The sequence below is a fragment of the Rhizobium sp. P32RR-XVIII genome (assembly GCF_012641395.1).
In the GTDB taxonomy this organism is placed as follows: Bacteria; Pseudomonadota; Alphaproteobacteria; order Rhizobiales; family Rhizobiaceae; genus Rhizobium.
Genome location: NZ_JABAIH010000002.1, coordinates 868,452 through 890,191, shown reverse-complemented (window position 1 = coordinate 890,191; position 21,740 = coordinate 868,452). Strand labels below are relative to the sequence as shown.

At 59.4% G+C, this 21,740-nt stretch carries 33 protein-coding genes; 6 read left to right on the top strand and 27 right to left on the bottom strand.

The genetic code is table 11. The annotated features are described in order from the left end of the window. The first annotated feature begins 16 nt into the window (after window positions 1-16). Window positions 17-190 carry a hypothetical protein gene (locus tag HGP14_RS09665; protein WP_168829579.1) on the top strand — a complete coding sequence of 58 codons (174 nt, stop codon included), beginning with the start codon at window positions 17-19 and terminating at the stop codon, window positions 188-190. Here HGP14_RS09665 and HGP14_RS09660 read toward each other — a convergent pair. Genes HGP14_RS09660 through HGP14_RS09650 form a run of 3 tightly spaced genes read right to left on the bottom strand, consistent with a single transcriptional unit; the run spans window position 187 to window position 1,496 of the window. Next, window positions 187-561: a hypothetical protein gene (locus HGP14_RS09660; protein WP_168829578.1), complete on the bottom strand. Its 375-nt coding sequence runs from the start codon at window positions 559-561 to the stop codon at window positions 187-189. The genes HGP14_RS09665 and HGP14_RS09660 overlap by 4 nt on opposite strands. A gap of 9 nt (window positions 562-570) precedes the next feature. Further along, on the bottom strand, window positions 571-1,059 hold the full coding sequence (locus tag HGP14_RS09655; protein WP_168829577.1) for a hypothetical protein: 489 nt from the start codon (window positions 1,057-1,059) through the stop codon (window positions 571-573). Between the two features lie 14 nt (window positions 1,060-1,073). Then, entirely contained in the window at window positions 1,074-1,496 is a 423-nt protein-coding gene (locus tag HGP14_RS09650; RefSeq protein WP_168829576.1) for a phage tail terminator-like protein, read from the bottom strand. Between the two features lie 13 nt (window positions 1,497-1,509). On the opposite strand from HGP14_RS09650, the gene HGP14_RS09645 reads away from it, so the two are divergent. Continuing rightward, window positions 1,510-1,725, top strand: coding sequence for a hypothetical protein (locus HGP14_RS09645; protein WP_168829575.1), 216 nt, complete (start codon window positions 1,510-1,512; stop codon window positions 1,723-1,725). Here HGP14_RS09645 and HGP14_RS09640 read toward each other — a convergent pair. Both HGP14_RS09640 and HGP14_RS09635 read right to left on the bottom strand, forming a co-directional pair. Then, window positions 1,682-2,128, bottom strand: a complete 447-nt coding sequence (locus tag HGP14_RS09640; protein WP_168829574.1) for an HK97 gp10 family phage protein — start codon at window positions 2,126-2,128, stop codon at window positions 1,682-1,684. The genes HGP14_RS09645 and HGP14_RS09640 overlap by 44 nt on opposite strands. Next, the gene (locus HGP14_RS09635) at window positions 2,128-3,177 is read right to left on the bottom strand and encodes a head morphogenesis protein (RefSeq protein WP_168829573.1); all 1,050 of its coding nucleotides are present in this window, start codon (window positions 3,175-3,177) and stop codon (window positions 2,128-2,130) included. The genes HGP14_RS09640 and HGP14_RS09635 overlap by 1 nt, the downstream gene beginning before the upstream one ends. Window positions 3,178-3,351: 174 nt before the next feature. On the opposite strand from HGP14_RS09635, the gene HGP14_RS09630 reads away from it, so the two are divergent. Beyond that, window positions 3,352-3,861, top strand: a complete 510-nt coding sequence (locus HGP14_RS09630; protein WP_168829572.1) for a lipocalin family protein — start codon at window positions 3,352-3,354, stop codon at window positions 3,859-3,861. Between the two features lie 3 nt (window positions 3,862-3,864). Here the strand turns inward: HGP14_RS09630 and HGP14_RS09625 are convergent, their stop codons facing one another. From HGP14_RS09625 to HGP14_RS09585, 9 genes are all read right to left on the bottom strand, one after another. Beyond that, window positions 3,865-4,227, bottom strand: coding sequence for a hypothetical protein (locus HGP14_RS09625; protein ID WP_168829571.1), 363 nt, complete (start codon window positions 4,225-4,227; stop codon window positions 3,865-3,867). After that, window positions 4,224-4,751 carry a DnaT-like ssDNA-binding protein gene (locus HGP14_RS09620; protein ID WP_168829570.1) on the bottom strand — a complete coding sequence of 176 codons (528 nt, stop codon included), beginning with the start codon at window positions 4,749-4,751 and terminating at the stop codon, window positions 4,224-4,226. The genes HGP14_RS09625 and HGP14_RS09620 overlap by 4 nt, the downstream gene beginning before the upstream one ends. Beyond that, complete coding sequence (locus HGP14_RS09615; RefSeq protein WP_168829569.1) at window positions 4,742-5,053, bottom strand: hypothetical protein; 312 nt, start codon at window positions 5,051-5,053, stop codon at window positions 4,742-4,744. Before HGP14_RS09615 ends, HGP14_RS09620 begins: the two co-directional genes overlap by 10 nt. Window positions 5,054-5,136: 83 nt before the next feature. Next, complete coding sequence (locus tag HGP14_RS09610) at window positions 5,137-5,544, bottom strand: hypothetical protein (protein WP_168828769.1); 408 nt, start codon at window positions 5,542-5,544, stop codon at window positions 5,137-5,139. Between the two features lie 317 nt (window positions 5,545-5,861). Next, window positions 5,862-7,025 (bottom strand): P22 phage major capsid protein family protein, encoded by a 1,164-nt coding sequence (locus tag HGP14_RS09605; RefSeq protein WP_168829568.1) that lies wholly within the window; start codon window positions 7,023-7,025, stop codon window positions 5,862-5,864. 103 nt (window positions 7,026-7,128) lie between these two features. Next, window positions 7,129-7,890: a DUF6651 domain-containing protein gene (locus HGP14_RS09600; protein ID WP_168829567.1), complete on the bottom strand. Its 762-nt coding sequence runs from the start codon at window positions 7,888-7,890 to the stop codon at window positions 7,129-7,131. A 141-nt stretch (window positions 7,891-8,031) separates the two neighbouring features. Continuing rightward, window positions 8,032-9,516, bottom strand: coding sequence for a DUF4055 domain-containing protein (locus HGP14_RS09595; RefSeq protein ID WP_246704396.1), 1,485 nt, complete (start codon window positions 9,514-9,516; stop codon window positions 8,032-8,034). Beyond that, window positions 9,516-11,018, bottom strand: coding sequence for a phage terminase large subunit (gene terL, locus HGP14_RS09590; RefSeq protein ID WP_168829566.1), 1,503 nt, complete (start codon window positions 11,016-11,018; stop codon window positions 9,516-9,518). Before terL ends, HGP14_RS09595 begins: the two co-directional genes overlap by 1 nt. Beyond that, entirely contained in the window at window positions 10,975-11,238 is a 264-nt protein-coding gene (locus tag HGP14_RS09585) for a hypothetical protein (protein ID WP_246704395.1), read from the bottom strand. Before HGP14_RS09585 ends, terL begins: the two co-directional genes overlap by 44 nt. A gap of 162 nt (window positions 11,239-11,400) precedes the next feature. Between HGP14_RS09585 and HGP14_RS09580 the strand changes: the two genes are divergently transcribed. Then, entirely contained in the window at window positions 11,401-12,261 is an 861-nt protein-coding gene (locus tag HGP14_RS09580) for a hypothetical protein (protein ID WP_168829564.1), read from the top strand. Between the two features lie 414 nt (window positions 12,262-12,675). On the opposite strand, the gene HGP14_RS09575 is transcribed toward HGP14_RS09580, so the two are convergent. From HGP14_RS09575 to HGP14_RS09545, 7 genes are all read right to left on the bottom strand, one after another. Further along, the gene (locus HGP14_RS09575) at window positions 12,676-13,032 is read right to left on the bottom strand and encodes a DUF3307 domain-containing protein (protein ID WP_246704394.1); all 357 of its coding nucleotides are present in this window, start codon (window positions 13,030-13,032) and stop codon (window positions 12,676-12,678) included. A gap of 286 nt (window positions 13,033-13,318) precedes the next feature. Further along, entirely contained in the window at window positions 13,319-13,903 is a 585-nt protein-coding gene (locus HGP14_RS09570) for a hypothetical protein (protein ID WP_168829563.1), read from the bottom strand. 50 nt (window positions 13,904-13,953) lie between these two features. Beyond that, window positions 13,954-14,157 (bottom strand): hypothetical protein, encoded by a 204-nt coding sequence (locus HGP14_RS09565; RefSeq protein WP_168829562.1) that lies wholly within the window; start codon window positions 14,155-14,157, stop codon window positions 13,954-13,956. Continuing rightward, window positions 14,154-14,612: a hypothetical protein gene (locus HGP14_RS09560; RefSeq protein ID WP_246704393.1), complete on the bottom strand. Its 459-nt coding sequence runs from the start codon at window positions 14,610-14,612 to the stop codon at window positions 14,154-14,156. The genes HGP14_RS09565 and HGP14_RS09560 overlap by 4 nt, the downstream gene beginning before the upstream one ends. Next, entirely contained in the window at window positions 14,609-15,139 is a 531-nt protein-coding gene (locus HGP14_RS09555) for a hypothetical protein (protein WP_168829561.1), read from the bottom strand. The genes HGP14_RS09560 and HGP14_RS09555 overlap by 4 nt, the downstream gene beginning before the upstream one ends. After that, the gene (locus HGP14_RS09550) at window positions 15,136-15,363 is read right to left on the bottom strand and encodes a hypothetical protein (protein ID WP_168829560.1); all 228 of its coding nucleotides are present in this window, start codon (window positions 15,361-15,363) and stop codon (window positions 15,136-15,138) included. The genes HGP14_RS09555 and HGP14_RS09550 overlap by 4 nt, the downstream gene beginning before the upstream one ends. Then, window positions 15,360-15,665 (bottom strand): hypothetical protein, encoded by a 306-nt coding sequence (locus HGP14_RS09545; protein ID WP_168829559.1) that lies wholly within the window; start codon window positions 15,663-15,665, stop codon window positions 15,360-15,362. The genes HGP14_RS09550 and HGP14_RS09545 overlap by 4 nt, the downstream gene beginning before the upstream one ends. A 71-nt stretch (window positions 15,666-15,736) precedes the next feature. Here HGP14_RS09545 and HGP14_RS09540 point away from each other — a divergent pair, with 71 nt between their 5' ends. Then, window positions 15,737-15,997, top strand: a complete 261-nt coding sequence (locus HGP14_RS09540) for a DUF982 domain-containing protein (RefSeq protein ID WP_168829558.1) — start codon at window positions 15,737-15,739, stop codon at window positions 15,995-15,997. 14 nt (window positions 15,998-16,011) lie between these two features. Here HGP14_RS09540 and HGP14_RS09535 read toward each other — a convergent pair whose 3' ends face one another. Next, window positions 16,012-16,860 (bottom strand): hypothetical protein, encoded by an 849-nt coding sequence (locus HGP14_RS09535; RefSeq protein ID WP_168829557.1) that lies wholly within the window; start codon window positions 16,858-16,860, stop codon window positions 16,012-16,014. A 164-nt stretch (window positions 16,861-17,024) separates the two neighbouring features. Between HGP14_RS09535 and HGP14_RS09530 the strand changes: the two genes are divergently transcribed. Continuing rightward, window positions 17,025-17,282 (top strand): DUF982 domain-containing protein, encoded by a 258-nt coding sequence (locus tag HGP14_RS09530; RefSeq protein ID WP_168829556.1) that lies wholly within the window; start codon window positions 17,025-17,027, stop codon window positions 17,280-17,282. 8 nt (window positions 17,283-17,290) lie between these two features. Here the strand turns inward: HGP14_RS09530 and HGP14_RS09525 are convergent, their stop codons facing one another. The 5 genes from HGP14_RS09525 to HGP14_RS09505 are packed head-to-tail and all read right to left on the bottom strand — an operon-like array spanning window position 17,291 to window position 21,648. After that, the gene (locus tag HGP14_RS09525; RefSeq protein ID WP_168829555.1) at window positions 17,291-18,745 is read right to left on the bottom strand and encodes a replicative DNA helicase; all 1,455 of its coding nucleotides are present in this window, start codon (window positions 18,743-18,745) and stop codon (window positions 17,291-17,293) included. Continuing rightward, complete coding sequence (locus HGP14_RS09520) at window positions 18,742-19,308, bottom strand: MT-A70 family methyltransferase (protein WP_168829554.1); 567 nt, start codon at window positions 19,306-19,308, stop codon at window positions 18,742-18,744. Before HGP14_RS09520 ends, HGP14_RS09525 begins: the two co-directional genes overlap by 4 nt. Then, window positions 19,305-20,660, bottom strand: coding sequence for a DUF4942 domain-containing protein (locus HGP14_RS09515; protein ID WP_168829553.1), 1,356 nt, complete (start codon window positions 20,658-20,660; stop codon window positions 19,305-19,307). The genes HGP14_RS09520 and HGP14_RS09515 overlap by 4 nt, the downstream gene beginning before the upstream one ends. Continuing rightward, window positions 20,657-21,295: a hypothetical protein gene (locus HGP14_RS09510; protein WP_168829552.1), complete on the bottom strand. Its 639-nt coding sequence runs from the start codon at window positions 21,293-21,295 to the stop codon at window positions 20,657-20,659. The genes HGP14_RS09515 and HGP14_RS09510 overlap by 4 nt, the downstream gene beginning before the upstream one ends. After that, on the bottom strand, window positions 21,292-21,648 hold the full coding sequence (locus HGP14_RS09505; protein WP_168829551.1) for a helix-turn-helix domain-containing protein: 357 nt from the start codon (window positions 21,646-21,648) through the stop codon (window positions 21,292-21,294). Before HGP14_RS09505 ends, HGP14_RS09510 begins: the two co-directional genes overlap by 4 nt. Between the last annotated feature and the right edge of the window lie 92 nt (window positions 21,649-21,740).

Sequence of the window (21,740 nt, the reverse complement as noted above, 5' to 3'; positions counted from 1 at the left end):
AGAACCAGAGCCAGATATGTTCCCCCTCTTCGGGGATATCCGGCTCTTCGATCAAAGCGGCCCGGTCGAACCGCTCGTACATCACACGCTTCGAGACGGTTTCCTTCCCGTCCTTGCCATGATCCAGTTCATAGCCTGGGGTGTTGAACTCGACAGCGACGGCGACGGCCTTACTCAGCCGTTCGCCTAGTTCCCGAAAAAAGCGGCGTCATCTCCGAGCGCGGAATCGATCTGCTTTGCCAGCGCCGGTACGGCGAGCAGCTTTCGCTTATTCGCATCGGTGCATGCGGGCTTCTTGTCGCCACCGAGATTGGCCTCCCCGGAAAAGACCCAGGACACGATTGCGGCCGACAGGATAGCGACCGTGTTGTCTTCGATCTTCTCAGCCGTGACGGTGTTCCGCCCCGCCCTGAGGGCCTTATTCTTCAGTTGCCGTTCTACAGCCTTCACAGCATCGCTTTCGAGGCTTTGAAGTTCCACAGACACGCCAAGCGGTGCGCCGGTCGCCGGATGCTTGAGGTCAACCGTGATGGTGTTGGGGTTGAGAGAGAGAAGGTCCATTTGATCACCTTACGGGGTTTCGACCGGAGCGACGAAGATCGGGCGCTGGTCTGTGAACGCGACCGTGTAGCTCTCGCGAATGAAATCGTCCGTGGAGCCGCCGAGCATCTGGGGGCCAGACACCGGTCCGGCCGCGTACATTACCGTGTTCGACCAGTCCTCGGTCGGAGCGTCCGCATACTCGATCTTGATCGCATAGTTGAACTTGGTGGCCGCAGCAGCACGCATGGCGATCTGCCCCACGTCATCGAAGATGCGCGCTACCTCGATCGAGAGCTCGCCCGCGTCCTCGACGCCCTTGGCCTTCGACGTCACCTCGGTGTCGAGGGTGTTGTAGTTGACCATGTTCGGCGAGGCACCGTAGTCGCCGAGGTTCCCGACGCTACCAACGGGGGTGAATGTCAGGGCCGCAAAGCCAGTCGCGTCGAGTGGCAGCGTGACAGCCGCCGTGCTGATGGAGACTTTCGCCCCCGCAAGGGTAGTCTTGATGCCTGCCATGATGGTTTCCTTCTCTAAATGAAGCCGATGTAGGGGATGGTGACGGGTACCTGGACTGAAGCGTCCTCGATGAGTGGACCAGCTGCCCACGGCTCGCTGCTGATCGTGATCTTCACGCCAGAGGCGAAGAGTGTTTTATTTTTGAACCGTTCGATGATCTGGCCGGCGACATTGAGCGGGTCGATAATTCCGACACCCTTGGGCCAGATGACCGACACCTGCAGGATGCCTTGCCGTGGCTCTGGATCATCTGCGATCGGATATGGGCGTGGCCGGTTAGGCAGGAACGCCAGGCGAAGGTACTTTGTCGGTGTCGGCTGCCCGGCTTGCGGGAACAAGACGTTCGGCCCGGCTATCGGCAGCGCTGGTGAGAACGTGATGCCCTGCAGGTGCGCGACCAGCGCAGCAAATATCGTTGCGTCCGTGTTCGTCGCCATGTATCGATTGCCCATGTCCGAAAAGCCGCCTTTGTCAGACAGCGAGATTTACGATGCCTTGCACAACGCATGGCTGATGCTGGCTTCTGAGGCTGGAGCTACCGAGTTCGGCAACAACACGCTGAAAGCGGCGCGCCTGTCTCTTTTCACTCTGCAGATGACGTTGATGATGAAGATGGAAGGCGCTACAGACCAAATGCCTTCCGTACCTTCTCCGCATTCCGATTGACGTGCACATCCCAGTTCTGGGCTGCAAGACGGACAAAGCCAGCAGCCGGGCGACCATTCGCGCCATACTCCTGGTGGCCTGCATAAGCGGCGGTGTAGCCGAAAAATAGGTCATCTTCTAAGGAAGAGCCCGCAATCACCGCCTCAATCGTGCCGAAGTCGAAACTGTAGGCCCGCCCGTCAACTGGCTGGGCGTTCGGATTGATGCTGGGCATGGCGGCAGTGGATGCCATCAGCGAAGCCCACAGGAAGCCGGTCTCGAAAGGCAGTCTCCCGCCCTCTCTGTTGAGCGTCTGCATTTCCTTGACGACGTCGGCGGCGCTCTGGTTGCGCACAGCCTCCACCGCTTCCGGAACTTTCTCTACCCATCCAGACACCTGAGCCGAGAATGAAAGCGAAGCCATCAGGCCGCCCTCGCCCTATACCGGCGCAGACCGGCCGCGATGTAGTCGATTTCATACCTCAAGCGGCACTTGCAACCGATCTTGTGCTTCGCCGGAAGGCCGGGTGCGTGCGGGTACATCAGCAAGGTGCCGTCTGGCGCAACAAAAGCCTGATCGAGCGGGATGCCCTCAGCCTTATACCGCGCTGCCATCTCAATGTGCTGCATGCGGGGATGCTCCGAATCCGAATGCATCCAGTGCTTGGTTACTTCCTGCGCCGTGATCTTGCCACCATCGATCTGTTGGCGAATGGCGTTGTCGCGTGCAGAGAACAGAGCCGTCCGCGTTTCTTCAAGGCCAATCATCTCGCCGCGAAGGCGAAGGTTGTTATCCGAGAGACGCCCGACCATCTTGCCGACCAACTCGGCATCCACTGCCCTGCCCTCGCGGATGGCCTTCGTCACAGAGCGGTCGAAGCGCTTGTCTCTCGTTTTCAGGTCCAGGTATTGCTTCATCAGCTCCGGATCGCCTGACAGCAGGTTTTCGCGACCTCGCAAGATGAAATCTACCTGGCGAGACGTGAGCCCGATCGTTCCGCCTTCCCGCCGACCAGTCACGCGGTTCACTCGGCCGATGACATCCAGAGCTGTCGCCGTGGGGTTTTTCCCCTTCGACAGGCCGCCCTCGAAGGCCATCCGCAGCGCCTCGCGCTGATCGTCGGTGATGTTCGTCACCAGTGTGGCCGACTGCTCGCGGATGAGCCGTTCTGCTTCGAGGTTGCGGACTCCGAATTGGAAGAGCACGCGGGTCCCATCACGCGAAACCAAGGACGGCAGGCTCTGGACCATATTGACGCCGCCGGCATTGAAAGCATCGCGCAGCGCGAGTTCCAGGGTAGCGAAAGCCTCCGGCTCAAACTGGATCGCCGCCACAGCTCCAGCGATGTCACCACGTTCCAGGCGCTCGACGATGGTCCGCAAGACAACGGCCGACCTGATCCCTTCTATAGCCTCGCGAAATGCAGCCGCCAGCCGGGGCTCGAAGGTATTGAGCAGTTCTTCGAAGGTCATGTGTCATCCGATCAGCCATCTGGCAACGGCCCGCCAAGGTGGGCAAACGCACATCCCAAGAGCCAGAGGCGAGTGATGAGCGAGCACGGCACGTTGTCGTTCATGCTCTTTTCGTGTGCGGAACTGAATCGCTCCGCAGTCGTTGCCGCTGCTCATTGAAGGAGAACCGAAGCCATGAGCGAAGTCACCGCAATCCCGAGTCTCGACCTTAACCGGTATCTGGGGCGCTGGTACGAGATCGTCCGCCTTCCAATCAAATATGAAGACGATGGCGCAACGGACATCACGGCACACTACTCCCTTGATACCAATGGAAGGATCCGCGTCGACAACCGCTGCTTCGACAAGGACAACCAGCCTAAGCAGGCGGTCGGCGAAGCAGAGCCTATCGACGAGACGAATGCGAAGCTGAAAGTGAACTTTCTTCCGGCCGGCCTTCGTTGGCTTCCCTTTACTGATGGCGATTATTGGGTGCTCAAGATCGATCCTAAGTATCGGATCGCACTGGTTGGCACGCCAGACCGCAGGTTTCTTTGGGTGCTCGCACGAGATAGAGCCATCTCGGAAAGTACCCTCGAAGACTACCTAGCCGAAGCTCGTCGTCAGGGGTTTGACCTGAAGAACATTATCAGGCCGCGCCACACTGGACGTGAGGTGAGCGACGCTATGCTTGAGCACCAATGACGCTCATGCCGCAACTCTTCCCTGTACGATGAAGACGACATTGGTCACGCCGTCATAGTTATTCGGATCGGCCGCAATGACGTGATACTCAACCCCGCCGGCGGATACGATGTCGCCGACCTGAGGCACGATCGCGAGCCCGACCGACGAGATGTAAATCTGCCGGTCAGCCGTGGTGATGACCGTGCCGTCAATGTACCGCTGATCGTACGTCATCGGCACTAGCGTGGCCGTGTACGAGGTTTCCACCGGATCGCCGCCCAAGACGAGATCGGTGGTTAAGCGGGTCACGGTACCCGTCTGGCCGGACTCGGAGATGAGGCGTTCAGCGACCTTCTGCAGCCGCCCATAGTTGAACTTGCTCATACCCGATACGAACTCCCGACGAGGCTATTACCGGCGCCTTTGCACAGCAGTGGCCCGATGATGTCCTGCACGATCAGCAGGATCGGCCGTGCAGACTGCGCCGACGCATTCGCGTTCAGGTATTCCACCTCGATCTGCCCGATCTTCTCCCGCTTCACCTGTTCGGAGGCGAGGAAATCCGGGTTCATCGAACCGGGCGACACCAGTTCGCGCAAAGCGACTTCTGCCGTTGCCTTCTGGATCTCGACCGGGACGGCATCAAAGGCAACGCCCCAGCCTTCGCGATCGGTGACATCGACACGCGGCCAGGCGAGCGCTTGAGGGCGTCCCTGACGCTTGTATCCCTGCCACTGGTAGGAATTCGACAGGAAAGCTGTCGCGCGCCGGATAGCGCCTTCCTTGAGCGCCACATCACCGGTCCAAGTCGCGTTGACCATGGCGGAATGATAGGCATCGGCATACTCGACGCTGATGAAGGCGTCGGCGTCGGTCATGCCGGAGCCGTCTTCGACAATCAAAGCCATTTCCGGCCCTTCCCTTGCGTCTTGCAATAGGCCTCGATGAGGCTGCGCGAGATATTCTCGATGCCGTAGGCTTCCATTTCGATGCCTGGCTTACTCTCTCCGATGTGGTCGCAGAGGAACTGCCAGACATGGACCGCTTCGTGAACGATGGTCATGATAACTTCGAGCGCGTCACGTTCGGCAGCGCTATGGATGACGACGAGGATTATCGCCTCGTCCGTCTTGTCATTCTTGAGCCACTGTGTGTGGCCGCCCGCGTTCGGTACGTCGGGCCAAGGAATAGCGCTGTTCAGTCGCTGCATTTCCCGACCCCAAGCTTTTTCGCTCGGGCAGAAACCGATCGCGACCGGTTGCCATCCCCGATCGCACCAAACGACCTTGTCGCTCACTGCTGAGACAGAGCCTCGAGAGCGGCGACAATTTCATCCTTGGTCGCTGGCGTGTTCTCGCCAAGGAGTTTCCGGGCTTCCGCTTGGAAGGTCTTGAAATGGACGTCGGTATCCGTCGCCATCGCGAGCACTTCGGCGGGCGTCTTGACAGCCTGCGCGGCCACGGCTTCGTCGATTTCTTCCGGCGTGCTTCGGGACGCGTATCCGCTCGGCGGATAGTTGGAAGCGAGATAACCGGCGGCCACATATTCCGCGACCGTTGGGCCGTCCTGTCGCAGGACAGAAGCACCGCCGCTATCCCCGTCGCCGTAGAGGATGTGCTTATCAGGATCGAAATCCGCCTTGTTGATCAGCACATGATCGCCCTGGTCCTCAGACCACGGCTTGACCTTCATCGTTTCCATGTTCGTTCTCCGTTTTTGCTTGGAACAAAGTATCCCGGACTGCGTTCGATTGCCCGATGAGCACCAATAGATACGACTTGACCCTCAATTTGGTGACCGGCTGGGATGTTGTGGACACGCACACCAGTCTGATTGCCGAGATGCCTCCCGGGATGCCACTAAAGGGCCTCCTGAGGGATGAGGCAGAAGACCTCTGCCACTTGCTGAACATCAACCTGGACCAAGCCATCAGCGAGCCTGAGGGTAATTCACCAGGTCGAGCCTCGGCAGACGAGAATTAGACCGGGGCCGAAGCCCCGGCCGGTTGTTCAGACCGGTCAGCCGAGCAGCAGACCGATGTGTTCCTTCTTGATCGCTGCGCAACCCCAAGCCGCTGCGATTTCGTACTGGATCTGGCGATACTGCTCGTAAAGCGAGACCTCGAAGGAAAGACCGGAGAGCGGATCGGTGATGATGATGCGGTCGGCCGCCATGTCGCCCTGTGCCGGGAGAGCCGGCGCGCGGGTCGCAAGAGCGATTGCCGAGCGGGCGAAGAACATGTTGCGGGCGGAGCTGCCGACAACCGTGATTGCCGTCGCGGAGGCCGGGATAGCCTGACGAAGGCCAGGAGCCTGCAGCGTGATCGTGCCGGCGTTCGAGACGTCGGAGTCACCAGAGGCGACCACATATTGGTTGGTATCGCCTGCGAAGGTGATCACGTCACCGGCAAGTATCGTACCGGTGCCGGCCGATGCCAGGGTGATCACGGTCGCGCCGATGGCATAGCTTGCAGTGTTCGTCGTCGCCGATGCACCAGTGCCCTTGGTGAAGTTCTTCACACCAGCGGAGTTGCGAAGTGCGAAGTTCTGCAGGCGATCGGTGATGCCGTTGCGGAGCATGTCTTCGCGGCCGGCTTCGTTGACCTTGAAGAGAACCGACTGCTTACCGCGGAGGTTCTGCATCGCGCCGGAACCAAGCACCATCTGGAAGTCCAGACCCTGAGCGCCGTTGTCTTCGAGGATGCGCAGCGCACCGGCGGTGTCGCTGAGATCGCCAGCGGTACCGAAGGGAGCCGTGCCGGCCGTACCGACAGCGCGAGATGCATTCACATGCAGCGCGCCAAGATCGGCCTCGATTTCGTTCACGAGGGTGCGGATACCCTGGGCGAACTGGTCGCGAAGGATGACGTTGTAGCTGGCGCCGTTGTTGTCGAGACCGCGCTTTTCTTCGCCGTTCCAACGGATCGGGACGCGGCGGGCCTTGGTGATGGTCATCTGCACGTTGCCGATGGTCTGGTCACCGTCGTTCGGTGCAGTCACGGCCGGCGTGATGTCGGTTGCCGTTGCTGCCGGCGCAACCGGAGACGATACGGTCTGACCGACGGCGGCGCGCTCATAGGTCATGTCGGACGTGACAGCCGGGATGAAGCCAACCATTTCGCGGGAGACGACGTCGAGTGCGTTGTAAAGCGTGGTCGTGAGACCGGTGAGCGTATTAGCCATTGAGCTTGCCCTTTCTAGGAGTTGATGGCGATGTCATTGGGTTGGGTTGGGCTATCCAGCCCGGAACACCGCCATCCATCCGGATCGCGGCAGAAACTGCGGGTTACTCGGTGACCGTGAAGCCTTCGCGGACCTTGGCGGCCTGATCGGGGGGCGTCATCTGGTTGAATTCTGCGCGGGTGATCGTCTTGCCACCGCCCTGCCCGTTGCCGGGCTTGCCACCGCCGCCCGAATGGCCGTTGCCCTTCAGGATGCTGGCCTTCTGCGGGTAAGCGTCGACGAGGAGCTCAAGCGCCTCGTCGAAGTCCGCCAGCTCACCCGGGCGAGCCTTGGAATAGAGCTTATTTCCGGCCTGATCGTAGCCAACGACCTTGCCATCCTCGCGCTTGAAGTTCGTACCGAAACGGGCCTGCACGAAGTCGGCCGGGATCGCGAGCTTATCGGTCGCATACTTGGACCGGGAGAACGCGCCGCCGATCATCTCGCTGTCGAGCTGGCCCTTGAGCGTTTCATTCTCCTTGACGATCGGAGCATATTTCTCCTCGGTAGCCTTGATCGCTTCAGCCTTGACCTTCTCGACCTCGCCGGCATCGATCAGCTTCTTGTCGTCGATCGTCTTCAGCTTGGCGAGCGCATCCTTGGCCGCCGTCGCGTCGAGACCTTCGAACACCTTAAGCGCCGCCTCAGCCGCTTCCTTGCCCTCGCGATGGCCCTTCGCCTCGCCGTTGAGGCGGGAGATGGTTGCCACTGTGCCAGGCGCATCGAAAGCGATTTCCTTGCCATCGTCACCGATGAAAAGCGGCTTGCCGTCGCTGACCTCCGCATAGGTCTTGCCGTCTGCGGTCGTGATCGTCTTCAGTTTCATGACTGCTCTTTCCGGGCATCCGCCCTTTGCTATGGATCATCCGATCCGGTCGCCCTCCCGCATCCACAGGCGAGCATGAGAAGCGCGCCGCAGTCAGAAGGCTGCGACGGTACAAAGCCGCGTGGGCGGCTAACTGTGTGGCTAAGCGAGCGCTGCGCTCTGCTCATCCTCCGAAGGATCGGAGGGAATTTCATCGATGATCGCCCGTTCTTCCGCCTCCGGGTCGAACTCCGGGGAGAGCACATTGCGGCGGCGCATCTCGCTCCAGAGCGTGCGCTGTGACAGGTCGCCGGCAGCCCGCATCTTGATCAGCGTGTCCGGTCCCTTCTCGTCGTTCGGGTCCAGATCGAAATCATCATGGACCGCGACTTCCGGCTCCTCAGTCTCGCGGAGCCACATGGCCGTCAGCTTCATGGCATTCTCAAGCGCATCCTTCAGGTTCAGCGCCCAAGCCTGAATGGCGCTATTACCCTTCTGTGCGGCAAAGGCGGTTGTCACCACCGTGAGATTGCCGGTCTGTGCTGTGAGTGGCTGGCGCCCGAGCTCGCGCAACTGCTGCTCGGTCTGCTTCACATCCTCGGCGAGGAACCGGAGCGATTCCGCCGACGGCTCGATGAACTTCCACTCGCCATGCTGGCCGTCACCGTTGGGCGGGGCATACAGGACAGACTTTGGCCCGACGGGAACCGGCGCGGGCTTGCCATCCTCTCCCACCGGAGGCGTTACGCCGTTCGCGGCAAGCATTGGGAAGCAGGTCAGCTCCTTGATGTATTTCAGCCCGCTCTCTTGCTGGTAGTGCTCGACCTGGAGGAAGGCGGCATCCTTGAGAGGCGGGATCACCTGCCAGGAATGACCGACGCGGCGGCCGGTCAGGAAAGGCACGATCGGGATGACGCCGATGGTGATGGGTCCGGAGCCGACCGATGTCCAAACCTCTTCGCCCGATTGTCCCTTGCGCTTCTCCAGCAGCTCCCATGTTGCCGGAGCGGCCGATATCGCCTCGCCGCGCTCATCCCGCGTCACCTCACGATTGAGGACGCGCACCCGCTCGATCGTCTTCTCGCCATAACCGGCCCGCTCTGTCGTATCTTCCTTGATGCGGACATGGACGAAGGTTTCCACGCCTCCGATCATCTCGGAATAGGCGGCAATGAGGTTCTGAGCCGTGACAGGCACCCAATAGGGCCGCGCGCCGATCCTCTCCTCATCTGCCTGTGTGGCGTTCTCCGGGACATTCTTGGTGTAGTCGACGAGGATCCAGTCGATCGCATAGCCGATGCCCCGGAAGAAGCAATTTGCCGCGAAGACGTGCAGATGATCGCCCTGCCCGGTGATGTTCTCGGACAGCTTCTTGATACGCTCGCTCACCTTGTCGGAGAGTGAAACTTCCTTTGCGAAAGGCTTGGCGGCCAGGTTCTCAACGATATCCCGGAAGATGTTGGTGAACTTGCTGTTCTGCCGGCGGAAGTCGTAATCAGGCTGGCTCTCGTTCGGGAACTTCGGCAGGTACTTGACGCCCGCCGCGCGCATAGCATCGGCGCCGCCCAGGATCGTCGAGACCATGTCCCAATACGAGCACATCGCCTTGTAGTCGGAGCTGGTATCGCTCGGCTTCGCTTCTGGCATCAACGGTTTCCGTATGTTCCGAATAGGGCTTGCTGCGGTCGAGGCTTCAGCAGTCGCCCGAAGGCGCCCGATGAGGCGTCAACCTGGTCCTTGAACGAACCGCCCGGGAACAGGCACAGCTCGTCGAGGTAGTCTTCATTCCAATCCGCCTGGATCAGGTAAACGTTGCCCGCCTCGCACTGGCTTGAGAACGGTTCGGCGCGGGTCACCTTGTCGCCGGTTTCCGGCTCTGCCTTCACCTTCCAGCCGGCCAGCATGGCAACCATGTCCTGCGCCTGCACCTTGCCAGCTTGGCCCGGATCCTGCGGTAGGCTGATCTCGACATCCTTGCCGTCAATCTCGGCCGTACCTTTGATAAGCAGCCGAACCTTGTTGCCTTCGTCTTGTGTCTTGGCGACATGCCCGACGACGAATGAACCATCGGGCGCGCGACCAAGCTTCACGCCAGCGGTCCGCGCCGCGGTCGCCTTTTTCGTTGCAGCCAAGTCCCAATGACGAACCCACACTGTGCCTGCCGGAGCCTGGCGGATGATCTTGCCGGTGAACCACTCACGCTTGAACAGGCCGCCCTCGCGAGGAACGGGGCGCTGCTGGTATTGACCGGACACCGCATAATCGGTGAGCGCCTTCTGATCTCGGGTAAGCACTTCCGGCGGGAACCGCTCGGGAAAGAGCAGATCACCGTCATCGGTACGCGGGTCTTCGAAGCCGAGGGCAGTCTTGCAACGCCGTTCCGGTTCGAACTTCATCGGCAGCATCAGATGCTGGTAGCCAAGCCCGAGCTTCATGATCTGGCCTGAGACATCATCCTCGTGCAGGCGCTGCATGATGACGACGATCGCCGACTTTTCCGGATCGTTCACGCGAGACGGGACCGATTCCCGGAAGATGCGCGTTGTCCTTTGACGCTCTGCAGGGCTTTCCGCGGTCTCGGTCGAATGCGGGTCATCGATGATAACCCGGTCACCGCGGCCGCCGGTCATGCTCGAGAACGGAACGCCCTCGCGAAACCCGGTCTTGCTGTTGGCGAATGATGCCTCGCCCTCACGGCTAAGCTTCACTTCCGGCCAGAGCGATTGATACCACTCTGACTTGATCAGATCGCGCATCCGGCGGCTGTCGCGCTTGACGTAGCTTTCCGAATACGAGGTCGAGAGATATCGCATGCCCGGCATCTGCATCGGGCCCCATTCCCACGCCGGCCAGAAGACCGAGGCGAGAAGGGATTTCATCGTCCCGGGCGGGACATTGATCAGCAGCCGGTTCGAAAGCCCCATCGCAAGGAACGTGCCCTTGGTGATGGCTTCGAGATGCGAGCAGATCGCATCGATATGCCAGCCGTGGATATATGGTTGCGTAGGCTCCAGCACATGCCATGCTTCACGAACGAAGCCAGCCAGGGTTTGGCAGCGCGCCCGTATGCGCTCCGCATCCTTGGCGATGCGTTCCCGTTCGGCGTCAGCGGCTCTCCTTGCCCTCTCCGCCCGGATCGCCCGCATCATCGTCGCCGGATCCGGCAAGCGGGCCGAAGATAGCTTCGAGTGCTGCAAGCTGATCATCCGATACGTTGGTTAGGTCGACGGTCTGGATTGGGCCACCCTTTGGCCCTGAGTGCTGCACGCTGGCGAGCTTGGCATGCATGTATGGCGCCGCGTCCTTCGCGATGGATGCAGCAGCATCCCAATCCTTCTGCTTGGCGTGTTCGCGCATTGCCGTCAGCATGACCTCCAAAGGCGTCAGTCCTTCGGACGATGCCTTGTCAGCTATCTCGCGCGTTCGCTTCGTAGCTGCCCCTCTGGGGCGGCCAGCGCCGGTCCTCTTGCCACCGCGTGCCACGTCTGATTACCTTTGATTTATTTCAACACGACTGCATGGTGCAAACAGATGAATGAGGCCCCAAAGGGACATCGATTTTCTCAACTATATCTTCGAAACTCGGAGCTTCTGCCGGACAGCGAGAGGGCTCGTCGAAGGATTGGTTTTCTTATCGGCGAAAATTTCTTTGCAGAAGACTTTGGGCAAGTCCTAGCTCGTGAACTTGGGATACCTATTCCCGGAAACTCTAGCTATGCGTCTGCTTGGCCGAGCATCGTCAAGGACCTGGATCTTCGTGATTTTCTGGACCTAATTACCGTTCGTTATAAGAAGCTTAATAACCAGTTCCAACAAGAGCGTTCCAGAGTATTCCAAGCTCGGTTTCTGAAAGCTGCCCGAGAGATATTCGCGGAGGAAGACCTCAGGTATCGAATCGATGATTTGGGCGGCGTGCATCTGACTGTCGACGAGGCCTTCGAAGCCGTTCGCATATCGGTCATTACGGCTCTCATCGGCGTCAGATACAATGGCGTCCGATCCGTCTATGAGCAGGGTTTCTCATACTTGGACAAGAGCCCACCGGATGGCAAAGGTGCGCTCCGATCGAGCTTCTTTGCCACCGAGAGCCTGTTTCGCTTAATGTTTCCAACTTCGCACCAACTTAGCGGCGGCGAGGTGCAGAAACATCTAGAGCCTCTCGTCAATCGAATTTATGCCGACCAGAAACCCGCTATTTATCTCGCGCAGAAGCAGGTTGCCTCTTTCAAGGATTGGATCGATGGCGCGCACTTTTATCGACATGAGCCGGGCGCAGAGGAGCCCTCGCAGCCTCCCTTGGAACTCGCTATCTACATGATAACCCAAGCAGGCGGCCACATTAGATGGCTGGCCAAGCTTGACGCGATGAGCAACCAACCTGCATCATCGTAGGGACTGGTGAGTTTTTCAAGACTGGCATGCCTAACCTTCGAGGGATGGAATGGGGTTCTCAGATAAGCCGATGGCCTCGGTGATGAAGAAGAAGGTCGCCGATGGTTGGTCGGTCTACACATACAATGTCGGAGGGGTACCACTCCGAGAGAAGTTTTTTTACAGTGAAGCTGAGGCAGATGTTTACCACCTGCAGCAGCATGCCTTGATTCGAGCAGAACAAGGCCAATAGAGCAAAATCATTTCTACTAGCCGATGAGGCCATCGCATTTCGCGATATGAATTTTCTACCAGATGTACCACAACGCATAGACGAAACAGGCGGCGGCAACAGCACAGAGAAATACGAGGACCGCGCGTTCTGCACGGGGAGTCATGACCGCCACCACATAGACAGCGAGCCAATGAAGAACATCAGCGCCACCAGGGCGAGATAGACGATCCATGAAGAAGCGTTGCGGACAGGAGGAGGTAGGCGAGCCAGACGGCCTTGCAGGCGATGTGTAAGGCTTGGTCCTGGGCGAACGTCGTTCTGCCCTGCACCTTCGCCTCGTCGATGATCGTGTGAGCCAGCCATTCCGCTAACCCGATCCACACATTGCCGGTGACCAGCCCTACGCCGGCGCCTTCAATGCCGGAATGTGCGATCAGGTGGTAAACGCGCAGCGGGCCTAATTGTTTGCCCTTGGAGAGGAAGTCACCTTGCAGTGGATAGTCGAGCAGCCAGTGAACGGCCAGCAGCATCAAAGCCAAGGTCAGGACGCTTTCCATGATCTCTCCAAATGAAAAACCCGCCACCGGGTGGTGACGGGCTATGAGTAACCAGCCAGGGTGCGCCGAAGCGTGGCCGGTGTTGTTTATGATGGCTCCACAATCAGTTTCGTGCGCACTCTGCCGATAGCACCGTGTGTTCACGCGCTGGCTTGAATGTCCCCGGTGACGAACCACCGCCTACATTCAGAGGCCGGAGCCTACCTGTGTTGAGGCATGGCCTCGAATTGGGCAGCTACCGCCTTAACGGTAGCCGAGAGCAAATCGCCTTGGGCGCATGCTCGAATTATGCCGCCTGTTTCCGGCGGGCCTCGCGCTGGCGGCGGCGGGCGTTTTGTGCCTCAGCCCAATCGAACCGCTCCAGCGTCATGTCAAAGTCGCAGGCCGTCGGCTTTGCCTCAGCGTCCCGCCAGTGTGTCGCACCTTCTGCGATGATGACATCTTTATCGCTGATTTCCGGGTCATCAGGCAACAGGGCATTTATGTCGATTTCGTTATGCTGCAATGGCTTACAACCAATTACTAACAAAATGCGCAAGATTGCCCGCTCTTTTCGGCGCCTACCGGTCTCCGGGTGAATGCCCTCTTCCCTGCACCAGTCCTTAAAGAACCGCTTCCGAGCGCTGCACCATGCCCATGCCGTGAGGCACCGGCGCTCGCTCTCGTCGGGGACATGGGACAGCCAGCCTTGCGTCTCTTCGGCTTCGGTGATGTCGCGAGCGGTAGGCGTCCGCATGGTGGCCCAGAAGGCCTTCCGCTCCTCTGCAAGCCGCTCGGCGCCCCAGCCATTCTTATCTGCCTGGGTGTAAGGGTACTCGATCCAAGCGGCTCTGCTGGATACCCTCGGGCCGACCGATGCGAAGGAGACCATGCTGATCTCTACCGCTCGGATGAAACGCTCACCGATGTCACGTCCTGTGATCATGCTGCCTCCTGCCAAGCCACCGCTCGGAGAATGTCTTCATCCCCCTTGTAAAGGGCGTTATCGAGGATGCGGAGCTGGCCGTCACCGACATCCCACCAGTGCGGGGCTTTGAAAACCATCTTGCGGACAGAGCCTTCATCGTCTTTGATGCGAACACGGCGATCCCGCGGCGCTGTCGCTATATCGTGCCATTCCCTCATGCCGTTCTCCTGTCATCAAGCAAATCAGGTTGGACCGCCAAGGCCCCGAAGCGCCGGCGCATCCTCTCGTATATCATCCCGCCCAAGGCGTGTCGTTTCGATATGACGCCGTCGAGGTCCAATGCCCAGTATTGAAGCCATCCCAGCGGGAGACCATCGAAGAAGGCGAACCAGGCGGAGACATTGTTCTCGACGAGCTCGGGATAGTTCTTGGCCGCCGCCCTCACCATGTCGCTGATGACCCACAGGGAAGTCTCGTCGATAAAGGCCTTGTTGTTGGCGGTCTCAGACAGCGTCATGACCACAAAGCGAGCGTGTGCCTCTCCATGCCGGTTTCTGATGCGGTCCAGCGTGGCAATGGCGCGGGTCTGCCCGTTGGCCGGCATCACGTTCGCCGGCACGACTTCAATGCCGTACTCCGCGAAGATCGCCTGGGCCTCGGGGTGCTCGGTCATTCGATCTCGCCCATCGCTGCCCGGTGCTTCTTGATCGCATACCGAACGCTGGAATCATTCATCCCCATGAACCGGGCAATCTCAGAATGCGTCATGTCGGGAATGCGATCGGCGAGAGCGATGATGCATGCGTGACGGCACGCCACGACATGTTCCGCCCGCCGGCCGCTCCTGATGTGCGCCATGGTGAGGTCGGGCCAATGCTTCATCACCTCTTTGACGACTTCCTCGCCTTGGACCTTCGGCCCTCCTTCGGCCTGCGCCTTGCTAAGCTCTGCCTTCAGGGCGTCCTCGCTCTTGCGGGCTTCAAGCAACTCTTCCTTCAGCCGGTCGATGATCGCTTGCTTCTGCTCGTGCATCTGCTCATGAACGCGGATGGTCCGGCAAAGGGAAGCTATCTTGGCGTCCTTCGCTTCCAGGACCTCGCGTGTGAGCTTTACAGGCGGGTTGATGACCCGACGATGCGCCGCGTTCGCGTTGGCGACGATCTCGGCGGCGGATGTGTAGCTTCTGACGGCGATGGTCATGCTGGCACCTGTTCTTCGAGGAAGCATTCGAGAGCGCCTGAAAGACCCTCGATCGCGTTGTTGTACCCTTCCCGATATCCTTCGGGCTTGCTGTCAAAGATGTTGTCGGCAATGGCCTGCTCGGGAGTGACCGTCCAATTCTCTCCACACCATGCGATGAATTCTTCCATCTTGGCCTTGAAGAGTTCGCGGACCTGATATTCGAGATTAAGGCGCTCGCTCATGCCCCAATCCTCTCGACTATCGTCCGCCGTTCCTTGCCACGCTGCTTTACAAACGGCTTCAGGTTGAACAGCGCATCGCCGGCGGATGATGCTTCGAGCTTCGCGCCGTCGCGCCGGTAGTCGCCGTTGAAGTAGGCGAGCAGATGCCGGTTCACGGCCCGTAGGGCCTCAAGCTCGGTCGCGAACACGATTGGCCTATCGCCCTCGCCCATGATCGGCTTGGGGTGACCGTCGCGAGCAAAGCGGAGCATGCCCCAATGGCCGCCTGGTACCGGGCGGGTGTATCCGGCAAACTCATTCATCGTGCGAAATCTCCTTCGGAACAAATTCCTAATGCGCAAGTTCGAGGCCCGTCCAAAATCGAAGGTGCAAAATGGCTAAGGTCATCAAGGTCGATTTCAAGGTCTCCTGGATGATTCCGGTGCACGTTAAGATTGGAGACGGTTCTCGCAAAAAAATCTGCGGCCCCGATGAAGCGCTGGAATGTCTCAATCACCGTTGGCCCGTAGCCAAGGACGCCACTTATGAAGCGGCTAAACGCAAATGCTTGGCTGCGCTGTGTCAGAACGCGAGCGCCGAGGAGGCTCGGATGGCATTCGTGAACGCCGCTGCTACAGCAAAGATATTGGCGTGAAGGCCAAAAGTAGTTCATTTGCTTCTCCAAACTTCTTCCGGGTCTATGCCTTCAGTGGCCATTCGCTCCAGTGCAGCAGCTTGCTTCGCGTCGTGCTCTGCCCGTCGCTCTTCGGTCCAACCGTCTATGCGCGCATATTTTTCGGCGTAATTTCGGGAATCTCGCCACTGCCGCGCATAGGAAGGCCATGCTCGGGTTCGGTGGATCTTCTTCTTTCCGCCTTCAGTGAGTTGCCCGAGGCAAACCCTTTCTAGCCAGCCCCGGCAGTCGAGCTTTGCGGCTGCAATCACGAAATCATCAGGGCAGACTTGAAATGATCGGTAGCCCGTTTCGGAAAAGAACGGCTTTTCATGGTCGATGACACGAGCATCGCCACCGCAAAGTCCGAAGAGGCCGGAATAGGAGAAATCGACGCGGCACCCTGCTACCTCGATCTCGAACCGGCCTTTCTGGCCGAACATGGGAATCTCACCATCATTCGCGGCCAAAGCGTCCATAAGCCAGCGTGAGGCATCATTCAGGCAGAAGAAGCGGCCATTGCCATCCGGCGGCCCGCCCTTCTCTGCCTCCTCCATCGTCATCCCGAAGGCGTGCTCACCGATCGCCTTCAGGCGGTTCCCGGAGGTCACCATACCGTCGTAGTCGGCGCTCCGAACCGCGGTGTCATAGGCGCGAAGCTCTATCCAAGCTTGGTTGAGCATTCCGGCATCATCGCTGGGCAGGCTGTCACGGTACGCAAAGCGGGCTAGCCGGCTGTCTCTTTGCTCGATCTGCCAAGGCGAGAGCTTTACTTTTGCCGCAACCGGCGCGGCTACCGGCGCCGGGGGCGCTGCCATCATGTCGAAGAATGAGAGCTGCTGCATCAGAACAACTCCTCTGGGCGCTCTGGGCGCATGGAGCCGCATTTGAGGCTGCCGATCTCCGTGGTTCTCTCGATCGCCACCTCACCAAACAAGCGAGGCGTTGAACGTGCGAGCGCGCACCTTACTTTCCGAGATACGGCTTGTTGGAGACATGGAGGTTTGCCATGCACACGAAGAGCCATCGCGGCGATGCCCAATGGACTGCACCCGTAGCCATCCGTATCGGAAAGCGCCCGCCCGAGTACATTTGCGGCCCGGCAGAGGCCATTGATCTTCTGGAGCACAGATGGCCATTGAATTACGGCCCACACCTCGACGCCGCTAAACGCCGCTGCGTCGAGGCTATGAACCACATGGCGCACATCGAGGTAGCCAGAGAGGCCTTTATATGTGCGGCTGCAGAAGCCCATGTGTTGAAGTAAGGCGTGCATCAGAACAACTCCGCCGGCCGCTCGGGGCGCATCGAAACGTATCGGGTGTATTGCGCTTCGAATTTCAGCTGCTCGCGAACGTTCGGATCGCCAAAGCGGCATTTGATGCTGCCGATCTCCGCGATCCCCTCGATCTCGGATCCGAAGACCTTGTTGATCTTCTTCCAATCGGAGTCGGTCGCAGCCGTCGCTACGCGGTCGGCTTTGTATTTTTCGGCGCGGTACAGGTAGATGATGCCGTCATAATCGGCCTTTGCGCCCTCACCCCCGTATAGATCGGCCGAGATTGGCCGTGGATTGTCGCGGCGGGTTCCGGAGCTGTTGCGCTGGTTCAGGACGAGGAACGCGCTCTGTGTCTCGTCTGCGAGAGCCTTGAGCTCGACTGTCACTTCACCGGATATGCGGTCTGGCGATAGCTTCGGATCGCGAGGCTTCACCTTGCCAATGTGGTCGAGAACGATCAGCGGCGTTCTGCCGTTCGCGCGCTTCTTGATGAACCGGCGGGCGTAGGCCGTAAGCTGCCCTACCCCTTCGCGCTGGCATCGGATGATTTCCAGCGGCTGCTTGTCCATCCAGGTTGCGAACTGAACGCACTTGTCGCGCTCGCTGTCGTTCATGAGCCGCATGGGCTCATCCTGCTGCTTGACGCTGATGCCGTGAACCTGGGCGATCATCTGCCGAATGCACTGATAGGCGGATTGGTCATAGGAGAGGAAGAGGACAGGATGCCCTTCGCGCAGCGCGTGGTAGATGATCTGTATGGTGAGGCTGGTTTTGCCCTCGCCGGATGAAGAAAGTAGGCCATAAAGGTTGCCGCCGGCAAAGACCGTTTCCGAAAGAACGCGCCGGATTTCCTCAAGCCCGATCGGCACGCCTATGACGCCATCCCGGCGGCCAGATGCGCTGAACGCTGCCAGGTATTGCGACCCGGGCGACTTTATCGCCTTCGTCTCCGAAAACCGCGACTGCAATTCCTTTAAGCGCTGTTCAAGATTCTCTATCTCATCGCCAAGCGTAAGTAAGGTGTGGCCTTCCTTGGCGAGGCTGCTGATGAAGTCTGCTTCCCTTGCCAACTGGCGGGACAGCGATGCGCCTTTGACAATCTGAAGCTTCGCCTCGAACTCTTGCGGGAGAGTGTAGAAGCCTGCCTTCTGCAGCCTGTTTAAGTATTCCGCTGGCGTGATCGGCAGGTTATCGATTGCCTTCGGGATGAAAGGCTTCAGCGTTGAAGCATCGGCAATCTGATGCCCAGCATAGAGCTGCTGTGCTGCTCCGTAGATCGTCTGGTGCAGGCCCTCGGAGAAATCATGGGCCTCGAGACCGCAATCGTTCAGAAGATCGTTCTTGCAGAGTATGCCCGACAGGATCGATTCTTCCGCCGCGAAGACGTCGTCCTCGGACAGGCTGTCGAGCATGCGGCGATCGGGGGTAAAGTCGCGTTGGGGGGCGTTCATGCTGCCGCCTCATTGAATTTCTGAACTTCATTCCCGAATGCATGCCAGCCCTTGCGCTCCTCGCGGGCGAAGACGTCCGCGCGCCGCGCTTGCGGCATCACCCGATCGCAGATGGCGTAGAATTCTTCGGGCTTGCGGCTGTGCTCGCGGGCGACCCCATCGAAGACGGTGCGCGGAACGATTGACTGCCTGGGATTGCCCAATGCGCCGACGATGACGATCTCCCCTGTCGTCCGGACCCGGTAGCCGGTCCCCATGCGCTCTTTTCCGCCGGCAGTCAGCTTTCGCCAGACCATGAAGGACTTGTATTCAAATCCCCACGCCTTGCAGCACTCAATCGCCAATGGGAGCTGGGGCGCCGTAGCCCAGAGATAGAGAAGGCAGTCGATCGATGCTAGCTGTCCGACGGGCAAGGCCAGGATCTCGGCATCCTTCATGCAGACGTATTGACGCTGCGCTGCCTTCTCGTTTCCCTTCTCGCTGTAAAGGCCGAAGCCCCACGGCGGATCGATGACGATCATTTCGTAATGGAGCGGGAGGAGCGGATCGAAGAACCACGTCATTTCGGCGCCCTCATCTTCAGAATGCCCGTCGGGACGTTTGTGCCCGCCTCGGAGAAGCTGCCGACGGGCAAATCAGTCCATTGCCCTTCAAGCTCCTTGTGGTCGTAGTGAGCTGTCGCCGGCAGGATAGAAACGAGGGTGCCGCCCGGCTTGAGGAACTTCAGCGCATGGAGCACGTGCTTGACGTAGTGCCGGCCATAGAACGGCGGGTTCATCACGACGAAATCGAAGTCGGGACGGGCCGGCTGATCGAGGAAGTTCCCGGTCAGGACCGAGTGACCTTTTGCCCTTGCTTCGGCAGCGCGACCGGAATGCACCTCGATACCAAAAGGACGGCAACCGTAGGCTCTCAGCTCGTCGAGGATTCGGCCGTCGCCGCACGAGGGCTCTAGAACGCGATAAGCAGGAGCAGAGCCGTTATAGTCTCTCGGCTTGTAGATGCCGGCGGCTTCAAGCGCCCGCTCTATTACGTCCTGCGGAGACCAATAGAACTGCAGGTCTTTGGATACCGCAGTGCCGGCTTGCCGCTTGGCGCCTTCCTCTTCCGCATCCGGCAGCACCTCGCCATAGAATTCTGCCAGGGCGCGATTGATATCGAGCAGCCCATCTGGCGAGAAGAAGAGATGAGCGTTGCCGTTGCTGAACTTGCGGATCGTGATGCCGCGATCCTTCGTCTCGTAGACGTCAGGCGCCCCATGGCGGCGCTCGGAGGTGTAGGAACGCCCATCCAGAACGGCGTCATCACCGATCCTATGCGCCGTCTCGATCGCGCTGAACTCAGCATACTCCATCAGGGGCTTGCCCTGGTAAGCAGCAAGTGCATTTACGATGTCGCGCAGCTTGTCCCGGCCGTAGCTGCTGAATCCACCGTAATAGCTGAGGATGACGCGCTTCGGCAGGCCCTTGACGCCGATCTTGACCTTGGAGTGTGACTTATAGGCCGGGTCCAGATCGGCGAAGACTTCCGCCAGGCCGCGCAAGATGTGATAGCGCGGGCGCATCAGGTAATCACCGAAGGTCGCCTTCGCATTGTCGAAGGTCAGTTCCGGCGGATCCGCCATGGTCTGCTCGAAAAGCTTCTTGTCCTTAGCGCTGGCAATGCGATCGATCTGCAGCCGGTCATAGATGGCTTTCCAGCCAGATTTGAGGAGATTCGACCGCAGATCACGAGCGGACAGGTGCGGACGATGCCTTGTAACCGGCGCCACATACTTTCCTTGAACGCTGGCAGCCAATTCCAGCTGGCTGAAAGCAGCCTCGAATGAGGCAATTGCTTCTTCGATCGCCGCGTTCTTCTCTTCGTACTCGTCGACCAGATCGAGGACGGTTCGTTGTGTCACCAGCTGGTTCATGCCGCGCTCCGCTTCTGCTCGTAGGCGCCGGTGCGCAGTTCCATGAACCGCTGCTGCATCCATTTGATTTCGGGGATTGCGCAGTTATGCCAGCATGTGCAGACGCCGATCGCCTCGGCCGCGTCACGCTGCTCGGCCTTGGTAGAAGGGAGCGCGATACCCTCACGACCGGCATACTCAATCGCCAGATCCTTCCAGTCCTTGCCCTCGGGAGGCTTGATGCCCTTGCCGAAGTAGACCGGGCGCCATGACGTCGCGGCGATCGTGCCGAAGGGAATAGCCTTGATCTGGCAAATCGCGCTGATGGCGCCGAAGATGCCGGTCAACTGCAGCGCCGCCGGGTTGATGGTGGAGATCGTCTCCTCCTTGCCGGTCAGGTCTGCCTTGCCCTTCTTCTTGAACTGTCGGACGCCATGTTCTGGCCGCTCGATCGCAACGAAATCAGGCTGGTGCTCTTTGATCAGGCGGTAAAAGAGATTGGCGGCGACCGGATATTTGGATTCCCATTGAAGCTTGTCGCCGTTGTTGTTTTCGGCAACAGAGAAGGTTCCGCATAGGATTGAGGAACGGTGGCGGGCGCTGTCGCGGACAGCCCAACCGGACCTTGTTGCAAGGTCGAGGCCCATGATGATCATTGGCCGGCCTCCACTGGGATAAGCCGGTAGACGGCGCCGAGCCCCTGCACGCTGCCCTTCGATCCTTCGGTTTGGATAAGCCAGCCATATTGCTGCACACGGCGCCTGAGGTGGCTAAGCGTTACCCGGAAGGAATTTGCCGCCCCGTCGGGCTCATCGTCCAATTGATAGATGGCCTCTATCAAGGCATCGCGCCGCATGCGCTTGCCGACCGGCTTTGACAGGGCTTCAAGGATAGCTTTGGAGACCCACGACTTTTCGGAGTCTATGACGGCCTGAATTGGCGCTGCCTCACCAATGAAGCCGCCGCAGCATGGGCATGTATATGTCTGGACGCGAGCTACAACGTTCATGGGGAACCTCGGGGGAGAGAAAGTTCCCGGTCATTCGCGACCGGGACAGTGAAGGCGGCTCAAGCTGGGAGGAAGCGAGCCGCCCCAGGGAG

Bases quoted from the DNA above. Each gene is read 5' to 3' on its own strand.
- HGP14_RS09570 (WP_168829563.1), bottom strand. From the start codon at position 13,903: ATGGTCTCCTTCGCATCGGTCGGCCCGAGGGTATCCAGCAGAGCCGCT.
- HGP14_RS09650 (WP_168829576.1), bottom strand. From the start codon at position 1,496: ATGGCGACGAACACGGACGCAACGATATTTGCTGCGCTGGTCGCGCAC.
- HGP14_RS09655 (WP_168829577.1), bottom strand. From the start codon at position 1,059: ATGGCAGGCATCAAGACTACCCTTGCGGGGGCGAAAGTCTCCATCAGC.
- HGP14_RS09515 (WP_168829553.1), bottom strand. From the start codon at position 20,660: ATGAACCAGCTGGTGACACAACGAACCGTCCTCGATCTGGTCGACGAG.
- HGP14_RS09545 (WP_168829559.1), bottom strand. From the start codon at position 15,665: ATGAATGAGTTTGCCGGATACACCCGCCCGGTACCAGGCGGCCATTGG.
- HGP14_RS09585 (WP_246704395.1), bottom strand. From the start codon at position 11,238: ATGCTGACGGCAATGCGCGAACACGCCAAGCAGAAGGATTGGGATGCT.
- HGP14_RS09620 (WP_168829570.1), bottom strand. From the start codon at position 4,751: ATGGCTTTGATTGTCGAAGACGGCTCCGGCATGACCGACGCCGACGCC.
- HGP14_RS09630 (WP_168829572.1), top strand. From the start codon at position 3,352: ATGAGCGAAGTCACCGCAATCCCGAGTCTCGACCTTAACCGGTATCTG.
- HGP14_RS09645 (WP_168829575.1), top strand. From the start codon at position 1,510: ATGTCCGAAAAGCCGCCTTTGTCAGACAGCGAGATTTACGATGCCTTG.
- HGP14_RS09580 (WP_168829564.1), top strand. From the start codon at position 11,401: ATGAATGAGGCCCCAAAGGGACATCGATTTTCTCAACTATATCTTCGA.
- HGP14_RS09595 (WP_246704396.1), bottom strand. From the start codon at position 9,516: ATGCCAGAAGCGAAGCCGAGCGATACCAGCTCCGACTACAAGGCGATG.
- HGP14_RS09605 (WP_168829568.1), bottom strand. From the start codon at position 7,025: ATGGCTAATACGCTCACCGGTCTCACGACCACGCTTTACAACGCACTC.
- HGP14_RS09525 (WP_168829555.1), bottom strand. From the start codon at position 18,745: ATGAACGCCCCCCAACGCGACTTTACCCCCGATCGCCGCATGCTCGAC.
- HGP14_RS09610 (WP_168828769.1), bottom strand. From the start codon at position 5,544: ATGGAAACGATGAAGGTCAAGCCGTGGTCTGAGGACCAGGGCGATCAT.
- HGP14_RS09660 (WP_168829578.1), bottom strand. From the start codon at position 561: ATGGACCTTCTCTCTCTCAACCCCAACACCATCACGGTTGACCTCAAG.
- HGP14_RS09615 (WP_168829569.1), bottom strand. From the start codon at position 5,053: ATGCAGCGACTGAACAGCGCTATTCCTTGGCCCGACGTACCGAACGCG.
- HGP14_RS09635 (WP_168829573.1), bottom strand. From the start codon at position 3,177: ATGACCTTCGAAGAACTGCTCAATACCTTCGAGCCCCGGCTGGCGGCT.
- HGP14_RS09565 (WP_168829562.1), bottom strand. From the start codon at position 14,157: ATGAGGGAATGGCACGATATAGCGACAGCGCCGCGGGATCGCCGTGTT.
- HGP14_RS09665 (WP_168829579.1), top strand. From the start codon at position 17: ATGTTCCCCCTCTTCGGGGATATCCGGCTCTTCGATCAAAGCGGCCCG.
- HGP14_RS09530 (WP_168829556.1), top strand. From the start codon at position 17,025: ATGCACACGAAGAGCCATCGCGGCGATGCCCAATGGACTGCACCCGTA.
- HGP14_RS09520 (WP_168829554.1), bottom strand. From the start codon at position 19,308: ATGACGTGGTTCTTCGATCCGCTCCTCCCGCTCCATTACGAAATGATC.
- HGP14_RS09600 (WP_168829567.1), bottom strand. From the start codon at position 7,890: ATGAAACTGAAGACGATCACGACCGCAGACGGCAAGACCTATGCGGAG.
- terL (WP_168829566.1), bottom strand. From the start codon at position 11,018: ATGATGCGGGCGATCCGGGCGGAGAGGGCAAGGAGAGCCGCTGACGCC.
- HGP14_RS09555 (WP_168829561.1), bottom strand. From the start codon at position 15,139: ATGACCATCGCCGTCAGAAGCTACACATCCGCCGCCGAGATCGTCGCC.
- HGP14_RS09640 (WP_168829574.1), bottom strand. From the start codon at position 2,128: ATGGCTTCGCTTTCATTCTCGGCTCAGGTGTCTGGATGGGTAGAGAAA.
- HGP14_RS09505 (WP_168829551.1), bottom strand. From the start codon at position 21,648: ATGAACGTTGTAGCTCGCGTCCAGACATATACATGCCCATGCTGCGGC.
- HGP14_RS09550 (WP_168829560.1), bottom strand. From the start codon at position 15,363: ATGAGCGAGCGCCTTAATCTCGAATATCAGGTCCGCGAACTCTTCAAG.
- HGP14_RS09575 (WP_246704394.1), bottom strand. From the start codon at position 13,032: ATGGAAAGCGTCCTGACCTTGGCTTTGATGCTGCTGGCCGTTCACTGG.
- HGP14_RS09560 (WP_246704393.1), bottom strand. From the start codon at position 14,612: ATGACCGAGCACCCCGAGGCCCAGGCGATCTTCGCGGAGTACGGCATT.
- HGP14_RS09510 (WP_168829552.1), bottom strand. From the start codon at position 21,295: ATGATCATCATGGGCCTCGACCTTGCAACAAGGTCCGGTTGGGCTGTC.
- HGP14_RS09625 (WP_168829571.1), bottom strand. From the start codon at position 4,227: ATGAGCAAGTTCAACTATGGGCGGCTGCAGAAGGTCGCTGAACGCCTC.
- HGP14_RS09540 (WP_168829558.1), top strand. From the start codon at position 15,737: ATGGCTAAGGTCATCAAGGTCGATTTCAAGGTCTCCTGGATGATTCCG.
- HGP14_RS09535 (WP_168829557.1), bottom strand. From the start codon at position 16,860: ATGCAGCAGCTCTCATTCTTCGACATGATGGCAGCGCCCCCGGCGCCG.